Here is a 24,498-nt window from a genome sequence, read left to right on the forward strand (position 1 = left end):
GCGGGCCGCCGCCGCAACGGGCGCGTGCGGGCGGGCCGCCTGACTGCCGGGCCGCCGCCGTGCACCCGAGGGATCGCGGGAGAGGCCTTACCCCCCGGTAACGGCGTCTGGCAAGCTCGGCCCATGACTCCCCGCTCCGCAGACCGGGCCCGCTACGACACGGCCACGGCGCACCTCGACGCCCCGCTCGCCCTCGTCGACCTCGACGCCTTCGACGCCAACGCCGCCGACCTCGTCCGGCGTGCCGGGGGGAAGCCGGTCCGGGTGGCGAGCAAGTCGGTGCGGTGCCGGGCGCTGCTGGAGCGGGTGCTGGCCCGGGAGGGCTTCGCCGGGGTGATGGCCTTCACCCTCGGCGAGTCCCTGTGGCTGGCGCGCGCCGGGTTCCGCGACGTCCTGCTGGCCTACCCCTCCGCGGACCGGGCCGGCTTCGCCGAGCTCGCCGGGGACGCGGAACTCGCCGCCGAGGTGACCGTGGTCGTCGACGACCCGGCGCAGCTCGACCTGATCGACGCCTCCCGGCAGGGCGGGCGGGCGGAGGTCCGGGTGTGCCTGGAACTGGACACCTCCCTGCACCTGCTGGGCGGACGGCTGCGGGTGGGCGCCCGGCGCTCCCCGCTGCGCGGCCCGGCCGAACTGGCCGGACTCGCCCGCGCGGTGGCCCGCAGGCCGGGTTTCCGGCTGGTGGGCCTGATGGCGTACGAGGGCCATGTGGCGGGCGTCGGCGACGCGGTGCCGGGGGCGCCGCTGCGCTCCCGCGCCGTGCGTGCCCTGCAGCGGGCGGCCCGCAGGGAGCTGGCGGAGCGGAGGGCCGCCGTGGTGGCCGCGCTCAGGGCGGTGGAACCGGGGCTGGAGTTCGTCAACGGAGGCGGCACGGGCAGTGTGCAGCACACGGCCGCCGAGGCGTGCGTGACGGAGGTCGCGGCCGGTTCGGGGCTGTTCCTCCCCCGGCTCTTCGACCACTACACGTCCTTCCGGGGCCGCCCGGCGGCCCTGTTCGCGCAGCCGGTGGTGCGCCGGCCCGGGGTGGGCGCGGTGACGGTGCTGGGCGGGGGCTACCCGGCGTCCGGCCCGGCGGGCGCGGACCGCTCGCCCGTCCCCTGGCTGCCGGAGGGACTGCGCTACGACACCCGGGAGGGTGCGGGCGAGGTGCAGACGCCGCTGCTGGGCCCGGCCGCCGACGACCTGCTGATCGGCGACCGGGTGTGGTTCCGGCACGCCAAGGCCGGGGAGCTGTGCGAGCGCTTCGAGACGCTCCACCTGGTGGAGGGCGACCGGGTGACGGGCAGCGTCCCCACCTACCGGGGCGAGGGGCGGACCTTCCTGTAGCGCCGCGGCACCACGGGGCCCCGGCCGTGCCGCGGCGCCACCGGGCCGCCGGGCAGCCCGGTGCGGCCCGGCGGCCGGGGTGGGCCGCCGGGCCCGGAGCCGGGCTGCGGGCCCGGCGGGGCGGTCCTACAGCGGGGTGACGTAGGCCCCGGAGATCCCGCCGTCGACCAGGAAGTCCGTGGCGTTCACGAACGAGGAGTCGTCGCTCGCCAGGAAGGCGACCGCGGCCGCGATCTCCTCCGCCTCGGCGAAGCGCCCGAGGGGGATGTGGACCAGTCTGCGGGCGGCCCGCTCGGGGTCCTTGGCGAACAGCTCCCGGAGCAGGGGGGTGTTGACCGGGCCCGGGCACAGGGCGTTGACGCGGATCCCCTCGCGGGCGAACTGCACCCCCAGCTCCCGGGACATCGCGAGGACCCCGCCCTTGGAGGCGGTGTAGGAGATCTGGGAGGTGGCGGCGCCCATCCGGGCCACGAAGGAGGCGGTGTTGATGATGGATCCGCGTCCCTGCCGGCGCATGTAGGGGATGGCGGCCTTGCAGCACAGGTACACCGAGGTCAGGTTGACCTCCTGCACCCGCTTCCACGCCTCCAGCCCGGTCTCCAGGATCGAGTCGTCGTCCGGGGGCGAGATGCCGGCGTTGTTGAAGGCCACGTCGACACTGCCGTAGGTCTCGTGGGCGGTACGGAACAGCGCCTCGACCTGTTCCGCGTCGGTGACGTCCACACGGGCGAACGTCCCGCCGACCTCGTCGGCCGCGGCCTTTCCGGCGGTCTCGTCGATGTCGCCGCACACGAGGTGCGCGCCCTCGGAGGCGAGCCGGCGCGCGGCGGCCAGGCCGATGCCGCTGCCGGCTCCGGTGACGACGGCGGTGCGGCCGACCAGGCGGCGGCAGAGGGGTGTCTCGGTCAAGGGTCAGTCCTCCGTGCTGATGAAGACGTTCTTGGTCTCGGTGAACGCGGCGAGGGCGCCGGGGCCCAGTTCCCGGCCGATGCCGGACTGCTTGAAGCCGCCGAAGGGGGTCCAGTAGCGGACGCTGGCATGGGAGTTGACGGAGAGGTTCCCGGCGGCGACGGCCCCGCTGACGCGCAGTGCGCGGCCGACGTCCCGGGTCCAGATCGAGCCGGAGAGGCCGTAGTCGGTGGCGTTGGCCAGGCGGACGGCGTCGGCCTCGTCCTCGAAGGGCAGGACGGCGGCGACGGGTCCGAAGACCTCCTCGCGGGCGGCGGGGGCGTCCGGTGCGAGGCCGGTGAGCACGGTCGGGGGGAACCAGAAGCCGGGGCCCGCCGGGGCGGTGCCGCGGATGGCCTCGGCGTCCTCGGGCACGTAGGAGCGGACCCGCTCCAGCTGGCTCTTGGAGATCAGCGGGCCCATGTCCGTGCGCTCGTCCAGCGGGTCGCCCACGGTCACCGAGGCGACGGCGGGCGCCAGCAGGTCCAGGAAGCGCTCGTAGACGGAGCGCTGCACCAGGATGCGGGTGCGGGCGCAGCAGTCCTGGCCGCTGTTGTCGAGGAAGGACATCGGGGCGGCGGCCGCGGCCTTCTCCAGGTCCGCGTCGGCGAAGACGATGTTGGGGTTCTTGCCGCCGAGTTCGAGGGTGACCCGCTTGGTCCGCTCGGCGCACAGCGCCATGATCCTCCGCCCGACGGCGGTGGAGCCGGTGAACACGATCTTGGCCACGCCCGGGTGGCGGACCAGCGCGTCGCCCGCGATGTCGCCGCGGCCGGGCAGCACCTGGAAGAGGTGCTCGGGCAGTCCGGCCTGGAGGGCCAGTTCCGCGAGCCGCTGCGCGGTCAGCGGGGTGGTCTCGGCGGGTTTGAGCAGCACGGCGTTCCCGGCCGCGAGGGCGGGGGCGGTGCCCCAGGCGGCGACGGGCATGGGGAAGTTCCAGGGCGCGATGACGCCCACCACGCCCAGGGGTTCGAGGAAGGTGACGTCGAGGCCGCCGGGGACCGGGATCTGGTGTCCGGTCAGGCGCTCGACACCGCCCGCGGAGTAGTCGAGCAGGTCGCGGACGTTGCCGGCCTCCCAGCGGGCGTTGCCGAGGGTGTGGCCGGCCTCGGAGACCTCCAGGCGGGCCAGTTCCTCGGTGTGCCCGTCGACCACGGCGGCGAAGCGGCGCAGCAGCCGGGCGCGGTCGGCCGGTGCCGCCGCGGCCCAGGTGCGCTGCGCGGCCGCGGCGCGGGTGACGGCGGCGTCCACGTCGGCGGCGGTGGCGCCGGGGACGGTGGCCACGAGTTCCTCGGTGGCCGGGTTGAGGACGTCGAGGGTGTAGGGCTGGGACACGGGCTGCCTCACATGCGTTCGAAGGAGCGGCGGAGCTCCCAGTCGGTGACGGCGGCGTCGAAGGCGTCGAGTTCGACGCGGGCCATGTTGCGGTAGTGGGCGACGACCTCGTCGCCGAAGGCGGCCTTGGCGACGGCGCTGGTCTCCCAGAGTTCGGCCGCCTCGCGCAGGGTGGTGGGGACGTGGGCGTGGTCCTGCGCGTAGGCGTTGCCGGTGCAGGGCTCGGGGAGCTCCAGGCGCTGCTCCACCCCGTGCAGGCCGGCGGCGACGAGACCGGCCACGGCGAGGTAGGGGTTGACGTCGCCGCCGGGGAGGCGGTTCTCGAAGCGCATCGAGCGGCCGTGGCCGACCACGCGGAGCGCGCAGGTGCGGTTGTCGTGCCCCCAGGCGGCCGCGGTCGGGGCGAAGGAACCCGGCTGGAAGCGCTTGTAGGAGTTGACGTGGGGGGCGTAGAGGAGGGTGAACTCCCGCAGGGCGGCGAGCTGTCCGGCGAGGAAGTGGCGCATCAGGGGCGACATCCCGCCGGGGCCGTCGCCCGCCATGGCGTTGCGGCCGTCGGCGTCCTGGAGCGAGAGGTGGATGTGGCAGGAGTTGCCCTCGCGCTCGTTGTACTTGGCCATGAAGGTGAGGGAGTAGCCCTCCTGCGCGGCGATCTCCTTGGCGCCGGTCTTGTAGACGGCGTGCTGGTCACAGGTGACCAGGGCCTCGTCGTACTTGAAGGCGATCTCGTGCTGGCCGGGGTTGCACTCGCCCTTGGCCGACTCCACGGTCAGCCCGGCACCCGTCATCTCGTTGCGGATGCGGCGCAGCAGCGGCTCGATGCGGCCGGTGCCGAGGACGGAGTAGTCGATGTTGTACTGGTTGGCCGGGGTGAGGTCGCGGTAGCCGCGGTCCCAGGCCTGTTCGTAGGTGTCCCGGAAGACGATGAACTCCAGCTCGGTGCCCACCTGGGCGGTGAGCCCCCGCCCGGCCAGCCGCTCCAGCTGGCGGCGCAGGATCTGGCGGGGGGCGGCCGCGACCGGGGCGCCGTCGTGCCAGGCGAGGTCCGCGACGACCAGGGCGGTGCCCTCGTGCCAGGGGGTGGGGCGCAGCGTGCCGAGGTCGGCGTGCATGGCGAAGTCGCCGTAGCCGCGCTCCCAGGAGGACATCGCGTAGCCGTCGACGGTGTTCATCTCGGCGTCGACGGCGAGGAGGTAGTTGCAGCCCTCCGTGCCGTGGTCGACGACCTCGTCGAGGAAGAAGCGCGCGGCGAACCGCTTGCCCTGGAGTCGGCCCTGCATGTCGGGGAAGGCGAGGACGACGGTGTCGACCTCCCCTCTGTCGACCCGGGCGCGGAGGTCGGATAGTGAGAGCGGTGGTGTGCGGTCTGCCACGGGGTGACGCCTCCTAGGGTCAGCCGGAGGTCATAAGGTATTGCGGAAGACCATTGATTGGGAAGGGGAACCGGCGAGGTGACCGAGAGCAGCGGAGCGGGTGCACCCGGCACGGGCGCGGAGGCGGCGGGCGGCGGCGCGGACGCCGCGCCCGACCGGCTCACCCCCGTACTGAGGCCGGTGCGCGCGGGCAACGGCTTCGAGGAGGCACTGGAGCAGATCCTGCAGCTGCTGCGCCTCGGCCTGGTCTCCGGCGGCGAGCGGCTGCCGGCCGAGCGGGAGCTGGCCGAGCGGATGGGGATCAGCCGGGTGACGCTGCGCGAGGTGCTGAAGGTCCTGGCGGAGGAGGGGCTGGTCGAGAGCCGCCGGGGGCGCTACGGCGGGACGTTCGTCCGGGAGCGGCCGGTGCGCCCCGGGGAGCAGGAGCTCCAGCGCCGGATGGCGGGGGTGGACGTGGAGGACACCCTGCGCTTCCGCGAGGTGCTGGAGGTCGGCGCGGCGGGGCTGTGCGCCGCGCACGGGCTGACGGACGCGCAGGCCGGGCGGCTGCGCGCGGCGCTCGCGGCCACCCACGACGCCCCGCTGGCCGACTACCGCAAGCAGGACACCCTGCTGCACCTGACGCTGGCCGAGCTGTCCGGTTCGGCCTCCCTGACGGCCGGGTACGCGGCGGTCCGCGCCTCCCTGAACGACCTGCTGGACTGCATACCCCTGCTGGTGCGGAACCTGGAGCACTCCCAGCACCAGCACACCGCGCTCGTGGACGCCGTGCTGGAGGGGGACGCGGACGCGGCGCGCGAGGTGATGCGGGAGCACTGCGAGGGGACGGCGGCGCTGCTGCGCGGCTTCCTGGGGCGCAGCTGAGCCGCCGTGCGCCCGGCCCGCGGCGGGCGGCTCCGGGCCGTACGGGAGCCGATCCGTAACGCCTCTTTTACGCAGGGGTCTTGCGCGGCCGCACCACGACCGCAATGGTGTCCGCACGAACCTTTGAGTTGAGCCAGGAGCGTCCCATGGCGGAAGGCACCACCTCACCCAGCGCACCCCCCTCCCCCTCGCCCGCCGGAGCCCCCGGACCGGAGGGGGACTCCTACCTCCGGCGGCGCGCCCTGCGCCGCGGCAGCGCCGGCTGGCTGCTGCTGACCGGTCTCGGCGTCGCCTACGTCGTCTCCGGCGACTTCTCCGGCTGGAACATCGGCCTGTCCAAGGGGGGCTTCGGCGGACTCGCCGTCGCGGCCCTGCTGATGGGCGCCATGTACGCCTGCCTCGTCTTCGCCCTCGCCGAGCTCTCGGCGATCCTGCCCACCGCGGGCGGCGGCTACGGCTTCGCCCGGCGCGCGCTCGGCCCCTGGGGCGGATTCCTCACGGGCACCGCGATCCTCATCGAGTACATCCTCGCGCCCGCCGCGATCTCCATCTTCATCGGCGACTACGTCGAGTCGCTGGGGCTGTTCGGGCTGGAGTCCGGCTGGCCGGTCTACCTGGCCTGCTTCGCGGTCTTCATCGGCATCCACCTGTGGGGCGTCGGCGAGGCCCTGCGCTTCAGCCTCGTGGTGACGGCCGTGGCCGTGGCGGCGCTGCTGATCTTCGCGGTGGGGGCCTTCACCGAGTTCGACGCCTCCGGCCTGAACGACATCCCCGCCGACCCGGACGCCTTCGGCTCCTCCTCCTGGCTGCCGTTCGGGCTGCTGGGCATCTGGGCCGCCTTCCCCTTCGGCATGTGGTTCTTCCTCGGCGTGGAGGGAGTCCCGCTCGCCGCCGAGGAGGCCAAGGACCCGGTGCGCTCCATGCCGCGGGCGCTGTCGATCTCGATGGGCGTGCTGGTGCTGCTCGCGGCCGTCACCTTCCTCGCGGCGAGCGGCGCCCGCGGCTCGGCCGCCATCCAGGAGGCGGGCAACCCGCTGGTGGTCGCGCTCCAGGGCGACGGGGGGCCGACGGCGCTCAGCCGCTTCGTGAACTACGCCGGTCTGGCGGGCCTGGTGGCCTCGTTCTTCTCGCTGATCTACGCCGGCTCCCGGCAGCTCTTCGCCCTCTCCCGGGCCGGCTACCTGCCCCGGTTCCTGTCGCTCACCAGCCGCCGCAGGGCGCCCTACCTGGGGCTGCTGATCCCCGGCGCGATCGGCTTCGCCCTCGCCGCAGGAACCGGCAACGGCGCCCGGATGCTGAACATCGCGGTCTTCGGCGCCACCATCAGCTACGCCCTGATGGCCCTCTCCCACATCGTGCTGCGGCGCCGCGAGCCGCAGCTGCACCGCCCCTACCGCACGCCCGGCGGGATCGCGACCTCCTCCACCGCCCTCGTCCTGGCCCTGTCGGCGCTGGTGGCGACCTTCCTGGTGGACAGGGAGGCGGCCTTCACCGCGCTCGCCGTCTACGCCGTCGCCCTGGCCTACTTCGCCTTCTACAGCCGGCACCGGCTCGTCGCCGGCGCCCCCGAGGAGGAGTTCGCGGCACTCGCCCGGGCCGAGGCGGAACTGGAACGCAGCTGACCCGCACCCGCAGGAGGATTTCGTGGACCGACCGCTGATCGGAATCAGCACCTACCTGGAGGCCTCCGCCCGCTGGGGCGTGTGGGACCTGCCCGCGGCGCTGCTGCCGGCCGCCTACCCGGCGCTCGTGGCGGCGGCGGGCGGACTGCCCGTGATGCTCCCGCCCGGGCCGCCGGGGACGGCGGCGGAGGTGGTGGCCCGGATGGACGGCGTCCTCGTCGCGGGCGGGCCGGACGTCGACCCGTCCTGCTACGGCGCCGCCCGCTCCCCCCGCACCGGGCCGCCCGCACCGGAGCGCGACGCCTGGGAGCTGGCGCTCGTCCGGGCCGCGCTGGAGCGCGGCACCCCCCTCCTCGGCGTCTGCCGCGGGATGCAGCTGCTGAACGTGGCCCTCGGCGGGACGCTGGTGCAGCACCTGGACGGGCATGCGGGCGGGCCGGACGGCTCCACGACGGGCGTGTTCGGGGAGCACACGGTCACCCCGGTGCCCGGCACCCGCTACGCCGGGCTGGTCCCGGAGCCCTTCGGGGTGCCGACCCACCACCACCAGTCCGTGGACCGCCTCGGCGAGGGCCTGCTGGCCTCCGCCCACGCAGAGGACGGCACGGTCGAGGCCCTGGAGCCGCCGCCCGGTTCCGGACGGGGCTGGGTGCTGGGCGTCCAGTGGCACCCGGAGATGGGCGGGGACACCCGGGTGGCGGCCGGGCTGGTCGCCGCGGCCCGCGGGGCGGCGGCCGCCGCCCCGCGTCCGCAGGCGCCCGTCGGCCCCCGCTGCTGACCGGCCCCGTCCCGTCCGCAGGTGCCCGGCGTGCCGCCCGGGCAGCTGCGGACGGCCCCCGCCCCGGCAGGGGGCGGCCGGCCGCTACCCGCGGGTCAGGCCCAGCAGGTCCCTCGCCGGGCCCGTCGGCCGGTGCCCGTGCGGCCACACCGCGCGCAGGTCGCGGTCCAGGCGGACCCCCTCCACGGGGATCCTGACCAGGCGGCGCGAGGCCCGCTCCTCGGCGACCGCCAGCTCGCTGAGGACCGCGGGCCCCGCCCCGCTGACCGCGGCGGCCTTCACGGCCGTCGTGGAGGCCAGTTCGAGCAGCGGTGCGGCAAGCCCCCCGTGGGAGGAGAGCGCCGAGTCCAGCACCTGCCGGGTCCCCGAGCCGCGCTCGCGCAGCACCAGCGGTGTGCCCGCCAGCTCCTCGGGGGTCAGCGGCGCCCGGCGCCTGCGCGCCCAGGGGTGGCCCGGCGCGGCCACGACGAGCAGCCGGTCGTGGCCGATGACGGTCCCGTCCAGCCCCTCCGGCACGGCGAGCCCCTCCACGAAGCCCAGGTCGGCCTCGCCCGCGAGCAGGCGCTCGGCGACCGCCGCGGAGTTGCCCGCCTGGAGCGAGACGGCCGTGTCGGGCCGCGCGGCGCGCAGGGCGATCAGCCAGCCGGGCAGCAGGTACTCGGCGATGGTCATGCTGGCGGCGACGCGCAGCCGGGAGTCGCGGCGCCCGCGCAGGGCCTGCGCCCCGGCGTCGAAGGCCTCCGCCGCCTCCACCACACGCCGCGCCCAGTCCGTGACGAGCGCCCCGGCCTCGGTGAGGCGGGAGCCCCGCGGGGAGCGCTCCACCAGCGCCACCCCGAGCTGGCGCTCCATCGAGCGGACGCGGCTGCTCGCCGCCGGCTGGGTGATGCCCACCTCGCGGGCCGCGCGCCCGAGGCTGCCGTGCCGGGCCACGGCGAGCAGCAGTTCCAGCGCCCCCAGGTCGGGTACGCGGTGGGCCAGCGGCACCCGCTCCTCTTCGCTCATAAGACCAGCTTATGAGGCGATAGCGGCGGAGTCCCTGGTGGGGGCCCCGTCCGCCCGCGACAGTGGCCGTATGACCGCCCTCGCACCCCCCTCCGCACGCCCGCTCCCCGCCCTGCCGAGGGCCTCCAGGGCGCCCTCGGTCCGCCACCTCAGCCCCCAGTGGTACGCCGCGGTGATGGGTACCGCGGCCGTGGCCGGGGCGGGTGCCGAGCTGCGGAGCGGGCTTTCCGGCGGCGGTTCCGTCCACGGGGTGCCGGTGGCGTCCGCCCTCCTCGGCGGGGTGTGGGGGCTCGCCGCGGCGGCGCTGTGCGTCCTGCTGGGCGCGCGGGCCGTGCACTGGGCGCTCCACCGGGACCGGGCCCGGGCGCATCTGCTCGACCCGGCCGTCGCCCCGTTCCACGGCTGCCTGGCGATGGCGCTGCTGGCCGTCGGGGCGGGCGCGCCCACGGCCGGGCGGGAGGTGCTGGGGCCGGCCGCGCTCCCGGTGGCGGCCGTGCTCTTCGCCACCGGGACGGCCGTCGCCCTGGTGGTCGCGGTCGCGGTGCCCTATCTGATGGTGGTACGGCACCGGGTGGCACCCGAGGACGCCTCTCCGGTGTGGCTGCTCCCGGTGGTGGCGCCGATGGTGGCGGCCTCGTGCGTACCGCTGCTGGTGCCCCACGCCCCGCCCGGGCAGGGGAGGGAGGCGCTGCTGCTCGCGGGGTACTCGCTGTTCGGGCTCAGCCTGCTCGCGACGGGGCTGATCCTTCCCGTGGTCTTCGCCCGCCTGCTGCACCACGGGCCCCCGGCGGCGGCCGCGGCGCCCTCGCTGTTCCTCGTCCTCGGACCGCTGGGGCAGTCGACCACCGCGGTGAACAAGCTGGCCGACGTGGCCCCGGGCGCCGTGGACGCCTCCCACGCCCGGGCGCTGGAGGCCCTGGCGGTCGTCTACGGCGTTCCCGTCACCGGCTTCGCGCTGCTGTGGCTGGGGCTGGCCACCGCCGTGGTGGTGCGCGCGGTCCGCGGGGGGATGCCGTTCACGCTGGGCTGGTGGGCGTTCACCTTCCCCGTGGGCACCTGTGTGACGGCGGCGTGGGCGCTGGCCGGGCACACCGGACTGGCGGCGTACCGGGGGCTGGCCGTGGCGCTGTACGGGGTACTGGTGGCGGCCTGGGCCGCGGCGGGTGCGCTCACCCTCCGGGCCCTGCTGCGGGGCGAGCTGCCCGCAGCGCCTCCCCCAGCACCCGGGGAGCCTGCACCAGCGACGGCCCGTACCAGGTGAGGGACCTGCCGTCGACCAGCGCGGCGGGCGTACCGGGGAACGCCTCGGGGCCGTCGCCGGGACCGAAGGCGTAGGGCTCGTCGGGCAGTACCACCAGCTCGGCACCGCAGGCGGCGAGCCGGTCCAGCGGCACCTTCGGATAGCGCTCGCCGTGGCCCGCGTAGACGTTGGCCGCGCCGAGCCGGGCGAGCAGGTCCCCGGCGAAGGTGTCCCGGCCCAGGACCATCCAGGGCCGCCGCCAGATCGGGACGACCACGGGGACGGCGGGGACGGCGGGAAGCGCGGACCAGGCGTCCTCGGCCCGGTCCAGCCAGGCGGGCCGGGCCAGCCCGCAGCCCTCGACCAGGACGCGCTCCAGTTCCCGGAACGCCTGCTCCAGGGTGCGGACCTCGGTGACCGCCACGCGCAGCCCGGCCGCGCGCAGGGCGTCGAGGTCCGCCGGGCGGTTCTCCTCCTCGTTGGCGACGACCAGGTCGGGGCGGAGCGCGGCGACGGCGCGCACGTCGGGGTTCTTGGTGCCCCCGACGCGGACGACGTCCAGGGCGGCGGGACGGGTGCACCAGTCGGTGGCGCCGACGAGCAGATCGGGGCCGCTGACGGCGACGGCCTCGGTCAGCGACGGGACGAGCGAGACGACCCTCGGGGCGGCGCCGGGGCGGGCCACGTCAGGTCCGGGGCGCCGGGGCGGCGGCGAGGTGCCCGGCGACGGCGACGACCAGGATGCGGGTGTCGGCCGTGGTGGCGCGCCAGCGGTGGCGGACGCCCCCGGACAGGAACAGGGTGTCGCCGGGGCCGAGGCGGTAGGCGCGGCCCTCGGCCTCCACCTCGGCGGCGCCGTCGGCGACGTAGAGCAGCTCGTCGTTGCGGTGCTGGAACTCGCCCTCGCTCTGGTGGTCGCCGGTGTACTCCACCGCGTTCAGCTGGTGGCGCCCGCGCACCAGGGAGCGGACGCCCGCGGGCCCGCCGGGGTGGGCGTCGTCGGGGGCGCGGACGAGGTCCACGGTGCGGGTGGTGTCCGAGGCGGCGAGCAGCACGGCGACCGTCGTGTCCAGGGCGGCGGCCACCCGCTGGAGGGAACGGTCGCTGGGGCGGGCGCGCTCGTTCTCGATCTGGCTGAGGAAGGGCACGGACAGGCCGCTGCGCGCGGAGACGGCGGCCAGTGTGAGCCGCAGCACCCTCCGGCGCTTGCGCACGGCCGCGCCCACCCGGAGAGGTTCCTCTCTCTCCTTGGTGTCCTTGCCGTCCTTGTCGTCCATGGCCGGGCTCCCCTCCCCTGGGTCCTGTCTCACCATACGCAGCATCCGCCCCCCGGCACTCGCCGAGAACGGAGCCGGATCGGCGGAGACGGGGGTGCGGGGGTCGCAGGGGGCGCACGGGCACCCGCGCGCCGGGGGCGCGGTGCTCCGGCGGACGGCCCCGGGACGGGCCTCCCCCGGCCGCGGGAGCACCCGCCGGGTGCCGGCGGGGTACGGCATCATCGTCCGTGTGACGCGACGCCTGATGCTCCTCGACACCGCCTCCCTGTACTTCCGCGCCTTCTACGGCGTCCCCGACTCGGTGCGCGCCCCCGACGGCACCCCCGTCAACGCGGTGCGCGGCCTGATGGACTTCATCGCCCGGCTGGTGCAGGACCACCGCCCCGACGACCTGGTGGCCTGCTGGGACAACGACTGGCGGCCGCAGTGGCGGGTGGACCTGATCCCCTCCTACAAGGCCCACCGGGTGGCCGAGGAGCAGCCGGGGGCCCCCGACGTGGAGGAGACGCCGGACGCCCTGGAGGCGCAGGTGCCGGTGATCCGGGAGGTGCTGGCGGCGGTCGGCATCGCCCGCGTCGGCGCCGACGGCTACGAGGCGGACGACGTCATCGGCACCCTCACGGCGCGGGCCGAGGGCCCGGTCGACATCGTCACCGGGGACCGGGACCTGTTCCAGCTGGTGGACGACGCGCGCCGGCGCCGGGTGCTGTACCCGCTCAAGGGCGTCGGCACCCTCCAGGTGACCGACGAGGAGTGGCTGCGGGCCCGGTACGGCGTCGACGGCAGCGGCTACGCGGACCTGGCCCTGCTGCGCGGCGACCCCAGCGACGGGCTGCCGGGCGTGCCGGGCATCGGGGAGAAGACGGCGGCGAAGCTGCTGGACGCCTACGGGGACCTGGCCGGGATCCTCGCGGCCGCCGGGGACCGCACCTCCGCGCTCACCCCGGCGCAGCGCAGGCGCCTGGAGGAGGCGCGCCCCTACCTGGCCGTGGCGCCGACCGTGGTCGGGGTGGCGCGCGACGTCCCGCTGCCGGAGTTCGACCCGGCCCTCCCCGCCGCGCCGCGCGACCCGGCCGCGCTGGAGGCGCTCGCCGCCCGGTGGGGGCTGGGCGGCGCCGTCGTGCGGCTGCTCTCCGCCCTGGCGGGGTGAGGCCGCGCGGCTCCCGGGCCGGGAGACGGGGCGGGGACGGCACCCGCCCCGGCGGAGTGCTAACTTAGGCAAGCCTAAGCAGCTGCGCACCAGGGGAGAGAGCACGTGGCAGATCAGCCGGCCCGCAAGGCACCGCAGGTCCACGAGGCGACGGTGCTGCGCACCGAGCGGCTCACCCCGCACATGGTCCGGGTGGTGCTGACGCTGCCCCCGGACACCGCCTTCGCCCTGGGCTCCTTCACCGACCACTACGTGAAGCTCGTCTTCGCGCCGGAGGGCGTGCGCTACCCCGAGCCCTTCGACCTGGACCGGATCCGCGCCGAGTTCCCCCGGGAGCAGTGGCCGGCCAACCGGACCTACACCGTCCGCTCGTGGGACGCAGCCCACCGGGAGCTGGCCGTCGACTTCGTCGTCCACGGCGACGAGGGGCTGGCCGGTCCCTGGGCGGCCCGGGCCCGCGCCGGGGAGACGGTCCGCCTCCTCGGTCCGGGCGGCGGCTACGCCCCGGACCCGGAGGCCGACTGGCATCTGCTCGCGGGCGACGAGAGCGCCCTGCCCGCCATCGCGGCCTCGCTGGAGCGGATGCCGGCCGGTGCGGTGGTGCACGCCTTCGTGGAGGTGGCGGGACCGCAGGAGGAGCAGAAGGTCGTCACCCCCGACGGTGTCGAGATCCGCTGGCTGCACCGCGGCGCCCGCCCGGTGGGCGAGGCCCTGGTGGCCGCGGTGACGGCCCTTGAGGCGCCGCCCGGCGAGGTCTCGGCCTTCGTCCACGGCGAGGCGGGCTTCGTCAAGGAGCTGCGGCGGCACCTGCGCCAGGAGCGGGGGATCCCGCGCGAGCGGCTGTCGATCTCCGGGTACTGGCGCCTGGGCCAGACCGACGAGGCGTGGCGGGCGGTCAAGCGCGAGTGGAACGAGCAGGTGGAGCGGGAGCAGGAGGCGGCCGGCTGAGCCGTACGCGCCGCCCGGCCGCCGGGCGCCGCTGCGGGGCCGGCGCGTGGCGTGCTCGTGACACCATGCGCGGCAGTGGACCAATCCGTTCGGGGTCCGGCTCCGAATACGGGGTGACTCATGTCCGCAGCCGTGCGCACCGTGGAGGAACGCCCGCGTGAACGAACCCGCCCCCATCGGCGGCCCCGCCCTGGCGGGGCCCGATCTCCAGGAGTTGCTCGCCCTGGTGGCCCGCGGCGACCAGGACGCCTTCGCCGAGCTCTACGACGCCGTGAGCGGCACGGTGCTCGGCCTGGTGCGCGCGGTGCTGCGGGACCCCGCGCAGTCGGAGGAGGTGACCCAGGAGGTGCTGGTCGAGGTGTGGCGCACCGCCGCGCGCTTCAAGCCCTCCCTGGGGTCCGCACGGACGTGGATCCTCACCCTGGCGCACCGGAGGGCGGTGGACCGGGTGCGTTCGGCGCAGGCGGCCACCGACCGGGAGCACCGGGCCGCGCTGCTGGAGCGGACGCCCGCCTACGACGAGGTGACCGAGCAGGTCGAGGCGCGCCTGGAGCGCGAGCAGGTGCGGCGCTGCCTCGGCGGCCTGACGGAGCTTCAGCGCCAGTCGGTGACCCTGGCCTACTACCGCGGGCTCGCCTACCGTGAGGTCGCCGAGCTGCTGGCGGTACCGCTCGGCACGGTCAAGACACGGCTGCGCGACGGGCTGATCCGGCTGCGCGACTGCCTTGGGGTGAGCGTGTGAACACGGCGGACCTGCACATGCTGACCGGGGCCTATGTGCTGCACGCGCTGTCCCCCGAGGAGCACGGGGAGTTCGAGCGGCACCTGCGCGCCTGCCCTTCCTGCGCCCAGGAGGTGCGCGAACTGGCCGCCACCGCCGGGAAGCTGGCCGCGGCGGTGGAGACGACCGCACCGGCCGAGCTCAAGCCGCGGGTCATGGCCCGGATCGCCGCCGAGCGGCAGGAGCCGCCGGTGGTGGCGCGCCAGGCGCGCCGGGTGAACCGCCTGGGGCGGCGGGCGGTGCCGCGCCTGGTGCTGGCCGCCTGCGTGGCCGCCGCCGCGGCCTTCGGCGGGATCGCCCTCTGGCAGCACCAGCAGGCCGAGGACGCCCGGGCGCAGGCGCAGCGGGCCGAGCAGCGGGCGGACGAGCTGACCGCGGTGCTGGCCGCTCCCGACGCGGTGGTCAGCGGAGGGGAGCTTGCGGACGGGGCCCGGGCCACGGTGGTGGTCTCCCGCAGCCGGAACCAGGCGGTGTTCGCCGCCTCGGGGATGCCCGAACCGCCGGCGGGCTCGGTGTACCAGCTCTGGTACGACGACGAGGGCGCCATGCGGCCCGCCGGGCTGATGGACCCCTCGCAGACGGCGCAGGTGCTGCTGATGGACGGTCCGCTCGACGGCGCCACGGGCATGGGGGTGACGGTCGAGCCCGCGGGAGGCTCGCCCCAGCCGACCTCGGCGCCCGTCGCGCTGATGTCCTTCCCCGCCTGACGGCTGCCGGGCCCCGGCCGGGGCAGGCCCCGCGGCCGCGCCGCGGGGCCCCCCGGGATCACCGGCGGGCGGGTCCGCCCGCGGTCCGCCGCGGAGGCAGCGGGAAGAAGCCGCTGGTCCGGGCGGCGTACGCGGCGTAGCCCGGCCGGTCGGCCATGTGCCGCTCCAGCAGCCGCTTGCCGCTCCCCCGGGTGAGCAGCAGGCTCATCACCACGGGGCTCACCAGGCAGGCGGCGGCCGCGGCGGGGGCGTCGGCCACGAAGAGGAACAGGCCCCACCAGAGGAGGAAGTCGCCGAAGTAGTTGGGGTGGCGCGTCCAGGACCACAGGCCGCGGTCCATGATCCTGCCCCGGTTCGCGGGGTCCGCCCTGAAGCGGGCGAGCTGGGCGTCGCCGACGGCCTCGAAGAGCAGGCCGGCCAGCCACAGCGCGCAGCCCGCCCACACGGCGGTCCCGGCCGGGCCCTGGACGTAGGAGGCCGCCTGCACCGGCAGGGAGACCAGCCACACCAGTCCGCCCTGGAGCAGGTACACCATCCGCAGCGCGTACAGGTTCCGGTTGCGCGGGGCGCGGGAGAGCAGCCGCTCGTAGCGCGGGTCCTCGCCGTGGCCCCTGCCCCGGCGGGCGATGTGCACCGCAAGGCGCAGGCCCCATACGCAGGTCAGGACCGTCACCAGCGCCCTGCGCAGGGGGTCCCCCTCGCCCGAGGAGGCGGCGAGGGAGACCAGTGCCACGGCGGCGAAGCCGATCCCCCAGGCGACGTCCACGATCCGGTGCAGCCCCCGGCGCACGGCGACGGCGAAGGTCGCCAGCATCACCGCCAGCGCGGCGGCGGCGCACGGTACGAGCCCCTGGGCGAAGGCCGCCCACGCGAAGCCGTTCACGGCGCGTACCACTCCCCCGGCGTCGGGGGCATCCCGGAGCCGCCGTCCTCCGCGGGCCGGACCGCCAGGATCTGGTCGACGCCCATCCGCCGCTCCTCGAAGGCCAGCCCGCCGCCGACGAGGTAGAGCCGCCAGACCCGGGCGGTCTCCTCGCCGACCAGCGCGGAGAACTCCCCCCAGCGCTCCTCCAGCGTGTCCCGCCAGGCGCCCACCGTGCGCGTGTAGTGCTCCCGCAGCGACTCCACCGAGCGCACCTCCAGCCCCGCGCCCTCCAGCAGCGAGACCGTGTCGCCGACCGGGCGCATGTGCATGTCGGGGGCGATGTACGACGCGATGAACGCCCCGCCGCCGGGTGCGCGAGCGCCCCGGGACATCTGCTGCACCAGCACGCGCCCGCCCGGCCGGAGCATCCGGTGGAGCAGGGAGGCGAAGGCGGGGTACTCGGCGTCGCCGACGTGCTCGCCCATCTCGATCGAGGAGACCGCGTCGTACCCGCCGCCGTCCAGGTCGCGGTAGTCGCGCAGACGGACGTCGACCAGCTCCCCCAGACCCCGTTCGCGGACCTGGGCGCGGACGTGCCCGGCCTGTTCCGCGGCGAGCGTCACCGCGGTGACGCGCACCTTGTACCGCTCGGCGGCGTACAGCGTGAGGGAACCCCAGCCGCAGCCGACGTCCAGCAGGCGGTCGCCGCCCTGCAGCCCGAGCTTGCGGCACACCAGCTCCAGCTTGGCGTGCTGCGCCCCGGCGAGCGTCTGCTCCGGTTCCGTCCCGGACCAGTAGGCGCAGGAGTAGGCCAGGGTCTCGTCGAGCAGCAGGGAGTAGAAGGCGTTGGACAGGTCGTAGTGGTGGCTGATCGCGGCACGGTCGCGGGCCCTGCTGTGCAGCGCCCCGGTGAGCCTGGCCTCCGCGGCGGGGACGGGCGGACGGGGACCGAGGGCGCCGAGGCGGGCGGCCGTCCGCAGGGCACGGGCGCGGTCGCCCGCGGAGAGCCGGGGCGGTGCGAGGGCGCGGTGCCGGGCGGCGGCCCACATCGTGCGCAGGGCCTCCGCCAGGTCGCCCTCGACATCGAGGTCCCCGGTGACATAGGCCCGGGCGAGGCCGAGTTCGTCGGGGCGCCACAGCAGGCGCCGCAGCGCCCTGCGGGAGCGGAGCACCACCACGGGGCCGCCGCCGGACCCCGCGGTGGAGCCGTCCCAGGCGCGCAGCCGCAGGGGCAGCCGGCCGCCCAGGAACTCCTCCACCAGGGGCAGCAGCCGCTGCGCGGCGCCCGGCCCGGTGCCCGCGCGCGCCGCGGTGGTCGCGGTCATGCCGTCTCTCCCTTCGTGAGCCGGATCTGCTGCACATCGAGGTAGCCGGAGCGGAACCCGGCCTCGGAGTAGGCGAGGTAGAAGGTCCACATCCGCCGGAAGGTCTCGTCGAAGCCGAGCTCCCCGACCTGCTCCGCCCGTTCCGTGAAGCACTCGCGCCACAGCCGCAGGGTCTCGGCGTAGTGGGCGCCGAAGCCATCGCGCCGGGTGGTGCGCAGGGCGGTGGCCCCGGTGCTCTGCTCGACGGCCTCGACCGAGGGGATCTGCCCGCCGGGGAAGATGTACTTCTGTATCCAGGTGTGGGTGTCCCGGGAGGCCAGCATCCGCTCGTGGGGCATCGTGATGGCCTGGAGGGCCGCCCTCCCTCCGGGCACGAGGAGGCGGTCCAGGGTGGCGAAGTACTCGGGCCAGAACTCCGCGCCGACGGCCTCGATCATCTCGACGCTGACGACGGCGTCGTAGACGCCGGCCACCTTGCGGTAGTCGCGCAGCAGGACGGTGGCCCGGTCCGCGAGACCGGCCTCGCGGAGGCGGCGCTGCGCCAGCCGCTGCTGCTCCGCGGAGAGGGTGACGGTGACGACGCGCGCACCGCGGGCGGCCGCCCTCAGGGCCAGCTCGCCCCAGCCGGTGCCGATCTCCAGCAGCCTGGTCCCCTCGCCCACCTCGGCCAGGTCCAGCAACCGGTCGATCTTGCGCCGCTGGGCCGCCGGGAGCAGCGCCGCCTCGGCGGGGAAGCCGCGGAAGAGCGCGGAGGAGTAGGTGAGGGTCTCGTCGAGGAAGAGCGCGAACAGCTCGTTCGACAGGTCGTAGTGGTGGCTGATGTTGGCCCGGGTGGCGTCCGCGGTGTTGCGGTGCCGGGCGGGCTGCTTCGGCGCCCAGGCGGCGCGCAGCCGCTGCAGCCGCGGGGGCACCAGGGTCCCGGCGTTCCCGGCGAGCACGGTGAGCGCCGCGACCAGGTCGGGGGCGTCCCACTCCCCGGCCATGTACGACTCGCCGAAGCCGATGAGACCGCCCGCACCGATGCGGCGGAAGAAGGCCTCGGGGTCGTGGACGTCGAGGAGCGGTCCGCCGAGGCCCAGCGGGCGGGAGCGGCCGGCCAGTCGCAGCCTCAGCGGCAGGGAGCGGACCGCATGGCGCACGATCCGCTCGGCGGCCGCCGTGCGCAGCCGGGACGCCTTCGGCAGCGCGGCGACGTCCGGCCACCGGGCCGCGTCGACGCGGTCGGTGCGCACGGGCGCGGGGACGACGGGAACGGTCACTGGACACCTTCCTGGGGCAGATGGCGGGGACGGGGCCTGACGGGCAGGCCGCGCAGGTACAGGCGTATGCCGTGGAAGCGGATGGCGGCGGACACGGCGAGGGTCGACAGCGGGCGGCGGAGAAGGCAGCGCAGCAGACCTGCGGCGGTACCCGGTGTCCTCCTGCCGCGCACGGTGGCGGTGAAGGGCCGCTCCGGCCCCTGCTCCAGACGCACCGTCAGCTGAAGTCGCTGCCCGGGCTCGGGCAGCCGCATGCGGTAGCGGCCGTCCACGTCGAAGAAGGGCGAGACGTAGAACTCCTTGTCCACCGAGGCCCGGTGGGCGCCGTCGGCACGGAGCAGGTAGCAGTGGCGCTCCCCGTAGGTGTTGTGCACCTCGGCGACCGTGCACAGCGGGGTGCCGTCGGCGCGGCGGCACCAGTACAGGGTCAGCGGGTTGAAAACGTGCCCGAGGACCCGGCCGTGGGCGAGCATCAGCACCCGGGCGTCGCCGAGTTCGACGCCGCGGGCGGCGAGGAAGGCGGCCAGTCCGGCGCGGATGGTCGGAGCGGTCCCGCCGAAGTGGTCCCGGGCCTCGAAGCGGGCGAAGGGGCGCAGCGGCGGCGGCAGCCGGGGAGGCTCGTCGGGGTCGAGCAGCCAGAGGTAGGTGCGGTGGCGCAGGGCGTAGCGGGTGGGGCCGGTGCGCACATGGGTGACCGTGCAGGGGTAGAGGGCGGCGCTCACCAGGTGACACCCAGGGCCCGGGCCGCCAGGACCCCCGAGCGGCAGCCGTCCTCGTGGAACCCCCAGCCGTGGTAGGCCCCGGCGAAGGCGGTCACCGGGCCGCTGAGTCCCGGCAGGTGGCGCTGCGCGGCGACCGACTCGGGGGTGAAGACGGGGTGCTCGTACTCCATGCGCGCCAGGACCCGGTCGGCGGGGACGCGGTCGGAGCCGTTGAGGGTGACCACATGGCGCTCGGCGGCGTCGATCCGCTGGAGCCGGTTCATGTCGTAGCTCACCCGGACGGCACCCGCTCCGGCGTCGCAGCCGGGCATCGAGAAGTTCCAGCCGGCCCGGGCGCCGGGGGTGCGGGGCAGCAGGGAGGCGTCCGTGTGGAGCACGGTGGTGTTCCGGGAGTAGGTGAACGCGCCGAGGGTGCGGCGCTCCTCCCCGCTCGCGTCGGCGAGCAGCCGCAGCGCCTGGTCGGGGTGGGTGGCGACGACCACGCCGTCGTAGGAGCGCGTGGCGCCGTCGCCGGTGGTGACCTCGGCGCCGCCGGGGTACCGGCGCAGGCTGCGCACGGGCGTACCGGTGCGCACGGCGGTCAGCTGCTTGGCGATCCGGTCCACGTACTCCCGTGAACCGCCGGTGACGGTGCGCCAGACCGGGGAGCCGGTGATGCCGAGCATCCCGTGGTGGTCGAGGAAGCGGAACAGGTGCAGGGCCGGGTAGCGCAGTGCGGTCTCGGCGTCGCAGGACCACACGCAGGAGACGACCGGGGCCATGAAGTGGGCCCGGAAGTAGCGGGAGAAGCCGGCGTCCTCGATGAACCGGCCCACCGTCAGGCCCTCGTCGCCGCCCTCGCCGTCGAGGAGGCGGCGGGCCCTCCGGTGGAAGCGCGGCACCTCGGTGAGCATCCTCAGGTAGCGGGGGCGCAGCGCCTGCCCGGGGCGGGCGAACAGCCCGGCGGGGCCGCGCGCTCCGGCGTACTCCAGCCCGCAGCCCTCGCAGCGCACGGACATGCTCATCTCCGCGTCCTGGGTGGCCACTCCGAGTTCGGCGAAGAGTCTCAGCAGCAGGGGGTAGGTGCGCTCGTTGTGGACGATGAACCCCGAGTCCACCCGGTGCAGCCGTCCGTCGGCGCCCGGCACCTCGTGGGTGTGGGCGTGCCCCCCGAGACGGTCGTCGGCCTCCAACAGGGTCACGTCGCAGGCGCGCTGGAGGATGTACGCCGCGGTCAGTCCGGCGACCCCTCCGCCCACCACGGCGACGCGCCGCCGCTGTGTCGCAGTCATTCCCGCTCCCTCCGGACGGCCGTCGGCCGCCGCTCTCCCCGTGTTCGGAGCGGGGCGGACGATCGGATTGGTCGGGAGGGGATCTTTTTGCGCACCGCGCGGGTCCGGACGGGGATCCCCGCCGGGTACGGGGGCGTCCCGCCGGCCTCCCGCCGAGGAGCGGGGCGTTCGTGGACAGCGTCCGGCGAGCGGCGGATGATGGAAGGAAACAGGACGAAGAGGAACGAAAGGCGCGTGTTCCGTGATGTCCGAACACCCTGACTGCGCCCTGGTCCGCCGGGGCTACGTAGCGTTCAGCGAAGGCGACATGGAGACGCTGAACTCACTGATGACCGCCGACGCCGTGTACCACGTGCCCGGTCACAACCCGCTCTCCGGGCACCACAAGGGCCGTGACGCGGTCCTCGACCTCTTCCGCCGCATGGGAGAGGAGACCAAGGGCACCCTGCAGATCCAGGTGGAGGCCGTCCTCACCGACGGGCGGGGCCATGTGATGGCCTTCCACACGGCCCGGGCCGACCGGGGCGACCGCGGGATCGAGGTCCGCGAGGGCCTGTTCTTCACGATCATGGGCGGCAAGGTCACCGACGTCGACCTCTGCACCGAGGACCTCGACCAGGTCGACGCCTTCTGGAGCTGAGCCCCGCCGCCGCCCGGGCCGCCAGGCTGCCGGGGTCGTCCCTCCGCCGTCCGCAGCCGCGGCCCGCGGGCGGCGGTGCGCCCGGCGGGGGCCGCGGCGGGCCCGGTGCGTCCGGCCCCGCGGCGGGTCTGGTGCGCCCGGGGGCCGCGGCGCCCCCGCTCAGCCCACCGAGCTGTAGGCGACCACACCGCGCAGCATGCCGTCCACGGCCCTGCGCGCGTTCTTCGCGACGGTCCCGCCGTCCGCGGGCGCGGCGGCGGCGATCTGGCCGAGCACGTCGATGACCTGCTTGCACCAGCGCACGAAGTCGCCCGCGGGCATCTCGGCCTCGCGCAGCACCTCGTCCAGACCCCGGCCGGAGGCCCACTGGTGCGCGGCCCAGGCGAACCCGAGGTCGGGCTCGCGCTGCCCGACCCCTTCGGCCTGGTTGATCCTGAACTCCTCCTCCAGCGCGTCCAGCCGGCCCCAGATGCGGACCATCTCGCCGAGCGCGGCCTTCGCCGCACCACCGGGGACCTTGGGCGCCACGGCGTCGTCCGCCTGACGCGACTCGTACACCAGCGCGGAGACGCAGGCGGCGAGTTCGGCGGGGCCGAGGCCCTCCCAGATCCCGTCGCGCAGGCACTCGCTGGCCAGCAGGTCCAGCTCGCCGTAGAGGCGGGCCAGGCGCCTGCCGTGCTCGGTGACCTCGTCCTCGCGCAGGTAGTCCAGCTCGGTCAGCAGGGCCACGATCCGGTCGAAGGTCCGGGCGATGGTGTTGGTCCGGCCCTCGATACGCCGTTCGAGCTGGCGGGTGTCGCGCTGGAGGCGGTGGTAGCGCTCGGCCCAGCGGGCGTGGTCCTCGCGCTCGTCGCAGCCGTGGCAGGGGTGGGCGCGCAGTTCGCTCCGCAGCCGGGCGATCTCCCGGTCGTCGGCCGCCGCCGCACGGCCCCTGCGATGGCGGTCCGGCACGATGTGGCCCGCCTTGGTCCGCAGCGCCGAGGCCAGATCGCGGCGGGACTGCGGCGAGCGGGCGTTGAAGGACCGGGGGATGCGCATCCGTTCCAGCGCCTCCACCGGCACCGGGAAGTCCATCGCGGCCAGGCGCTTGACCTGCCGCTCGGCCGTCAGCACCAGCGGGCGGGGGCCGTCGTGGTACTCGAAGCCGCGCTGGCCGCCCGTGCGCCCCGCGGGCAGGCCCGGATCGAGCACCAGGGCCAGGCCGGCGAACTTCCCGGTCGGCACGTGGATCACGTCGCCCGGGCGCAGCTTCTCCAGCGAGGCGGCCGCGGCCGCCCGGCGCTGGGCCGCCCCCTGGCGGGCCAGCTCGTTCTCCCGGTCCTTCAGCTCGCGGCGGAGGCGGGCGTACTCCTCGAAGTCGCCCAGGTGGCAGGTCATCCCCTCGCGGTAGCCGGACAGCCCCTCCTCGTTGCGCTGCACCTGGCGGGAGATGCCGACGACCGAGCGGTCCGCCTGGAACTGGGCGAAGGAGGTCTCCAGCAGCTCGCGCGAGCGGTGCCTCCCGAACTGGTGGACGAGGTTGACCGCCATGTTGTACGACGGGCGGAAGCTGGAGCGCAGCGGGTAGGTGCGGGTGCCCGCGAGGCCGGCGAGCGCCGCCGGGTCCATCGCCCGCTGCCACAGCACCACGGCATGGCCCTCGACGTCGATGCCGCGCCGCCCGGCGCGGCCGGTCAGCTGGGTGTACTCGCCGGGGGTGATGTCCGCGTGCTGCTCGCCGTTCCACTTCACGAGCTTCTCCAGGACCACCGAGCGGGCGGGCATGTTGATGCCCAGCGCCAGGGTCTCGGTGGCGAACACGGCCTTCACCAGGCCCCGCACGAACAGCTCCTCCACGACCTCCTTGAAGGTCGGGAGCATGCCCGCGTGGTGGGCGGCGATGCCGCGCTCCAGGCCCTCCAGCCACTCGTAGTACCCGAGGACGTGCAGGTCCTCGCCGGGTATGGCGGCGGTGCGCTCCTCGACGATCCGGCGGACCTCGGCGCGGGCGGCCTCGTCGTTGAGCCGCAGGCCGGAGTGGAGGCACTGCTGGACGGCGCTCTCGCAGCCGGCGCGGCTGAAGATGAAGGTGATCGCGGGCAGCAGACCCTCGGCGTCGAGGCGGTCGATGACCTCCGCCCTGCCCGGGGTCCAGATGCGGCTGCGGGCGCGCCGCTCGCGCTCCCGGTCGGCCTCGCGGACCGCCCTGCCCCGGCGGCGGTCGCGGGGGTTGTAGGAGCGCGAGTTCTCCATCCGGGCCAGGCGCACCAGATCGGGGTTCACCTCGCGGCGGCCGCGGCCGCGGCCGCCGTGGTCGGTGCTCTCCTCGAAGAGGTCGTACATCCGGCGGCCGGCCATGACGTGCTGCCACAGCGGGACGGGGCGCTCCTCGGAGACGATCACCTGGGTGTCGCCCCGGACGGTGTCCAGCCAGTCGCCGAACTCCTCGGCGTTGGACACGGTCGCCGAGAGCGACACCAGGGTCACCGAGTCGGGCAGGTGGATGATCACCTCCTCCCAGACCGCGCCGCGGAAGCGGTCGGAGAGGTAGTGCACCTCGTCCATGACCACGTACCCCAGGCCGCGCAGCGACTGGGAGCCCGCGTACAGCATGTTCCGCAGGACCTCGGTGGTCATCACGACGACGGGTGCCTCGGAGTTGACGCTGTTGTCGCCCGTGAGCAGTCCGACCTTCTCGGCGCCGTACCGCTTCACCAGGTCCGTGTACTTCTGGTTGGACAGGGCCTTGATCGGTGTGGTGTAGAAGCACTTGCGGCCCTGCGCGAGGGCGAGGTGGACGGCGAACTCGCCGACGATGGTCTTGCCCGAGCCGGTGGGCGCCGCCACGAGGACGCCCTTGCCGGACTCCAGGGCCTGGCACGCCTCGATCTGGAAGGGGTCGAGGTCGAAGTCGTACAGGGCGCGGAAGGGGGCCAGCGCGGTGGCCTCCTCCCGGGTACGGACGCGGGCGGCGGCGTAGCGCTCGGCGGGGGAGAGATCCTCGGTCATCTTGCTTCCGAGCCTACCCGCCCCCTCGGACACTCAGCGGATCTTTATCGGCGTCCCGGCCGCCCCGGAGGCGC

The 24,498-nt window shown here is 75.3% G+C and carries 22 protein-coding genes; 10 read left to right on the forward strand and 12 right to left on the reverse strand.

The annotated features are described in order from the left end of the window. The first annotated feature begins 123 nt into the window (after window positions 1–123). Window positions 124–1,326: an amino acid deaminase/aldolase gene (locus ACGF15_RS09635; protein ID WP_392797532.1), complete on the forward strand. Its 1,203-nt coding sequence runs from the start codon at window positions 124–126 to the stop codon at window positions 1,324–1,326. A gap of 126 nt (window positions 1,327–1,452) precedes the next feature. On the opposite strand, the gene ACGF15_RS09640 is transcribed toward ACGF15_RS09635, so the two are convergent. Genes ACGF15_RS09640 through ACGF15_RS09650 form a run of 3 tightly spaced genes read right to left on the reverse strand, consistent with a single transcriptional unit; the run spans window position 1,453 to window position 4,982 of the window. After that, window positions 1,453–2,235: a 3-oxoacyl-ACP reductase gene (locus ACGF15_RS09640; protein WP_362615475.1), complete on the reverse strand. Its 783-nt coding sequence runs from the start codon at window positions 2,233–2,235 to the stop codon at window positions 1,453–1,455. Between the two features lie 3 nt (window positions 2,236–2,238). Further along, window positions 2,239–3,609 carry an aldehyde dehydrogenase family protein gene (locus ACGF15_RS09645; RefSeq protein WP_392797534.1) on the reverse strand — a complete coding sequence of 457 codons (1,371 nt, stop codon included), beginning with the start codon at window positions 3,607–3,609 and terminating at the stop codon, window positions 2,239–2,241. Between the two features lie 8 nt (window positions 3,610–3,617). Further along, the gene (locus ACGF15_RS09650; protein ID WP_392797536.1) at window positions 3,618–4,982 is read right to left on the reverse strand and encodes a glutamine synthetase family protein; all 1,365 of its coding nucleotides are present in this window, start codon (window positions 4,980–4,982) and stop codon (window positions 3,618–3,620) included. Between the two features lie 78 nt (window positions 4,983–5,060). On the opposite strand from ACGF15_RS09650, the gene ACGF15_RS09655 reads away from it, so the two are divergent. From ACGF15_RS09655 to ACGF15_RS09665, 3 genes are all read left to right on the forward strand, one after another. Further along, the gene (locus ACGF15_RS09655; RefSeq protein ID WP_376428682.1) at window positions 5,061–5,846 is read left to right on the forward strand and encodes a FadR/GntR family transcriptional regulator; all 786 of its coding nucleotides are present in this window, start codon (window positions 5,061–5,063) and stop codon (window positions 5,844–5,846) included. Between the two features lie 146 nt (window positions 5,847–5,992). Then, window positions 5,993–7,468, forward strand: a complete 1,476-nt coding sequence (gene eat, locus ACGF15_RS09660; RefSeq protein ID WP_345615547.1) for an ethanolamine permease — start codon at window positions 5,993–5,995, stop codon at window positions 7,466–7,468. A 22-nt stretch (window positions 7,469–7,490) separates the two neighbouring features. Then, window positions 7,491–8,246, forward strand: a complete 756-nt coding sequence (locus ACGF15_RS09665; RefSeq protein ID WP_392797539.1) for a gamma-glutamyl-gamma-aminobutyrate hydrolase family protein — start codon at window positions 7,491–7,493, stop codon at window positions 8,244–8,246. Window positions 8,247–8,330: 84 nt separating this feature from the next. On the opposite strand, the gene ACGF15_RS09670 is transcribed toward ACGF15_RS09665, so the two are convergent. Then, a complete protein-coding gene (locus ACGF15_RS09670; RefSeq protein ID WP_345615545.1) occupies window positions 8,331–9,251 on the reverse strand; it encodes a LysR family transcriptional regulator in 921 nt (306 codons plus the stop codon). A gap of 70 nt (window positions 9,252–9,321) precedes the next feature. Here ACGF15_RS09670 and ACGF15_RS09675 point away from each other — a divergent pair, with 70 nt between their 5' ends. Further along, complete coding sequence (locus ACGF15_RS09675; RefSeq protein ID WP_392797541.1) at window positions 9,322–10,512, forward strand: C4-dicarboxylate ABC transporter; 1,191 nt, start codon at window positions 9,322–9,324, stop codon at window positions 10,510–10,512. Here the strand turns inward: ACGF15_RS09675 and ACGF15_RS09680 are convergent. Together ACGF15_RS09680 and ACGF15_RS09685 are read right to left on the reverse strand one after the other, a co-directional pair. Further along, window positions 10,421–11,176 (reverse strand): helical backbone metal receptor, encoded by a 756-nt coding sequence (locus ACGF15_RS09680; RefSeq protein ID WP_345615543.1) that lies wholly within the window; start codon window positions 11,174–11,176, stop codon window positions 10,421–10,423. The genes ACGF15_RS09675 and ACGF15_RS09680 overlap by 92 nt on opposite strands. A gap of 1 nt (window position 11,177) precedes the next feature. After that, window positions 11,178–11,768 (reverse strand): helix-turn-helix domain-containing protein, encoded by a 591-nt coding sequence (locus ACGF15_RS09685; RefSeq protein ID WP_256524461.1) that lies wholly within the window; start codon window positions 11,766–11,768, stop codon window positions 11,178–11,180. Window positions 11,769–12,012: 244 nt separating this feature from the next. Here ACGF15_RS09685 and ACGF15_RS09690 point away from each other — a divergent pair, with 244 nt between their 5' ends. The 4 genes from ACGF15_RS09690 to ACGF15_RS09705 all read left to right on the forward strand — a co-directional run bounded on the left by ACGF15_RS09690 (window position 12,013) and on the right by ACGF15_RS09705 (window position 15,354). Beyond that, window positions 12,013–12,918: a 5'-3' exonuclease gene (locus tag ACGF15_RS09690; RefSeq protein WP_345615554.1), complete on the forward strand. Its 906-nt coding sequence runs from the start codon at window positions 12,013–12,015 to the stop codon at window positions 12,916–12,918. Between the two features lie 105 nt (window positions 12,919–13,023). Continuing rightward, entirely contained in the window at window positions 13,024–13,866 is an 843-nt protein-coding gene (locus ACGF15_RS09695) for a siderophore-interacting protein (RefSeq protein WP_345615542.1), read from the forward strand. A gap of 157 nt (window positions 13,867–14,023) precedes the next feature. Further along, window positions 14,024–14,608 (forward strand): sigma-70 family RNA polymerase sigma factor, encoded by a 585-nt coding sequence (locus ACGF15_RS09700; RefSeq protein ID WP_256524459.1) that lies wholly within the window; start codon window positions 14,024–14,026, stop codon window positions 14,606–14,608. Then, a complete protein-coding gene (locus tag ACGF15_RS09705) occupies window positions 14,605–15,354 on the forward strand; it encodes an anti-sigma factor domain-containing protein (RefSeq protein WP_392797544.1) in 750 nt (249 codons plus the stop codon). Before ACGF15_RS09700 ends, ACGF15_RS09705 begins: the two co-directional genes overlap by 4 nt. Window positions 15,355–15,412: 58 nt before the next feature. On the opposite strand, the gene ACGF15_RS09710 is transcribed toward ACGF15_RS09705, so the two are convergent. The 5 genes from ACGF15_RS09710 to ACGF15_RS09730 are packed head-to-tail and all read right to left on the reverse strand — an operon-like array spanning window position 15,413 to window position 20,796. Next, window positions 15,413–16,237: a DUF1295 domain-containing protein gene (locus ACGF15_RS09710; protein ID WP_392797546.1), complete on the reverse strand. Its 825-nt coding sequence runs from the start codon at window positions 16,235–16,237 to the stop codon at window positions 15,413–15,415. Continuing rightward, window positions 16,234–17,544, reverse strand: coding sequence for a class I SAM-dependent methyltransferase (locus ACGF15_RS09715; RefSeq protein ID WP_392797548.1), 1,311 nt, complete (start codon window positions 17,542–17,544; stop codon window positions 16,234–16,236). The genes ACGF15_RS09710 and ACGF15_RS09715 overlap by 4 nt, the downstream gene beginning before the upstream one ends. After that, window positions 17,541–18,803, reverse strand: a complete 1,263-nt coding sequence (locus ACGF15_RS09720) for a class I SAM-dependent methyltransferase (RefSeq protein WP_345615538.1) — start codon at window positions 18,801–18,803, stop codon at window positions 17,541–17,543. The genes ACGF15_RS09715 and ACGF15_RS09720 overlap by 4 nt, the downstream gene beginning before the upstream one ends. Continuing rightward, window positions 18,800–19,525: a DUF1365 domain-containing protein gene (locus ACGF15_RS09725; RefSeq protein WP_345615537.1), complete on the reverse strand. Its 726-nt coding sequence runs from the start codon at window positions 19,523–19,525 to the stop codon at window positions 18,800–18,802. Before ACGF15_RS09725 ends, ACGF15_RS09720 begins: the two co-directional genes overlap by 4 nt. Further along, window positions 19,522–20,796 (reverse strand): FAD-dependent oxidoreductase, encoded by a 1,275-nt coding sequence (locus ACGF15_RS09730; RefSeq protein ID WP_362613209.1) that lies wholly within the window; start codon window positions 20,794–20,796, stop codon window positions 19,522–19,524. The genes ACGF15_RS09725 and ACGF15_RS09730 overlap by 4 nt, the downstream gene beginning before the upstream one ends. A 244-nt stretch (window positions 20,797–21,040) precedes the next feature. On the opposite strand from ACGF15_RS09730, the gene ACGF15_RS09735 reads away from it, so the two are divergent. Next, entirely contained in the window at window positions 21,041–21,436 is a 396-nt protein-coding gene (locus ACGF15_RS09735; protein WP_345615535.1) for a nuclear transport factor 2 family protein, read from the forward strand. 159 nt (window positions 21,437–21,595) lie between these two features. Here the strand turns inward: ACGF15_RS09735 and ACGF15_RS09740 are convergent, their stop codons facing one another. Beyond that, window positions 21,596–24,424, reverse strand: coding sequence for a DEAD/DEAH box helicase (locus ACGF15_RS09740; RefSeq protein WP_345615534.1), 2,829 nt, complete (start codon window positions 24,422–24,424; stop codon window positions 21,596–21,598). Window positions 24,425–24,498 lie beyond the last annotated feature (74 nt).

Origin of the sequence: Streptomyces sp. NPDC048001, from assembly GCF_043203115.1 — a bacterium.
Taxonomy (GTDB): Bacteria; Actinomycetota; Actinomycetes; order Streptomycetales; family Streptomycetaceae; genus Streptomyces; species Streptomyces sanyensis.

Coding starts and splice junctions, on each gene's coding strand:
- ACGF15_RS09635 (WP_392797532.1), top strand. CDS start 124: ATGACTCCCCGCTCCGCAGACCGGGCCCGCTACGACACGGCCACGGCG.
- eat (WP_345615547.1), top strand. CDS start 5,993: ATGGCGGAAGGCACCACCTCACCCAGCGCACCCCCCTCCCCCTCGCCC.
- ACGF15_RS09670 (WP_345615545.1), bottom strand. CDS start 9,251: ATGAGCGAAGAGGAGCGGGTGCCGCTGGCCCACCGCGTACCCGACCTG.
- ACGF15_RS09675 (WP_392797541.1), top strand. CDS start 9,322: ATGACCGCCCTCGCACCCCCCTCCGCACGCCCGCTCCCCGCCCTGCCG.
- ACGF15_RS09685 (WP_256524461.1), bottom strand. CDS start 11,768: ATGGACGACAAGGACGGCAAGGACACCAAGGAGAGAGAGGAACCTCTC.
- ACGF15_RS09690 (WP_345615554.1), top strand. CDS start 12,013: ATGCTCCTCGACACCGCCTCCCTGTACTTCCGCGCCTTCTACGGCGTC.
- ACGF15_RS09715 (WP_392797548.1), bottom strand. CDS start 17,544: ATGACCGCGACCACCGCGGCGCGCGCGGGCACCGGGCCGGGCGCCGCG.
- ACGF15_RS09730 (WP_362613209.1), bottom strand. CDS start 20,796: ATGACTGCGACACAGCGGCGGCGCGTCGCCGTGGTGGGCGGAGGGGTC.
- ACGF15_RS09735 (WP_345615535.1), top strand. CDS start 21,041: ATGTCCGAACACCCTGACTGCGCCCTGGTCCGCCGGGGCTACGTAGCG.
- ACGF15_RS09740 (WP_345615534.1), bottom strand. CDS start 24,424: ATGACCGAGGATCTCTCCCCCGCCGAGCGCTACGCCGCCGCCCGCGTC.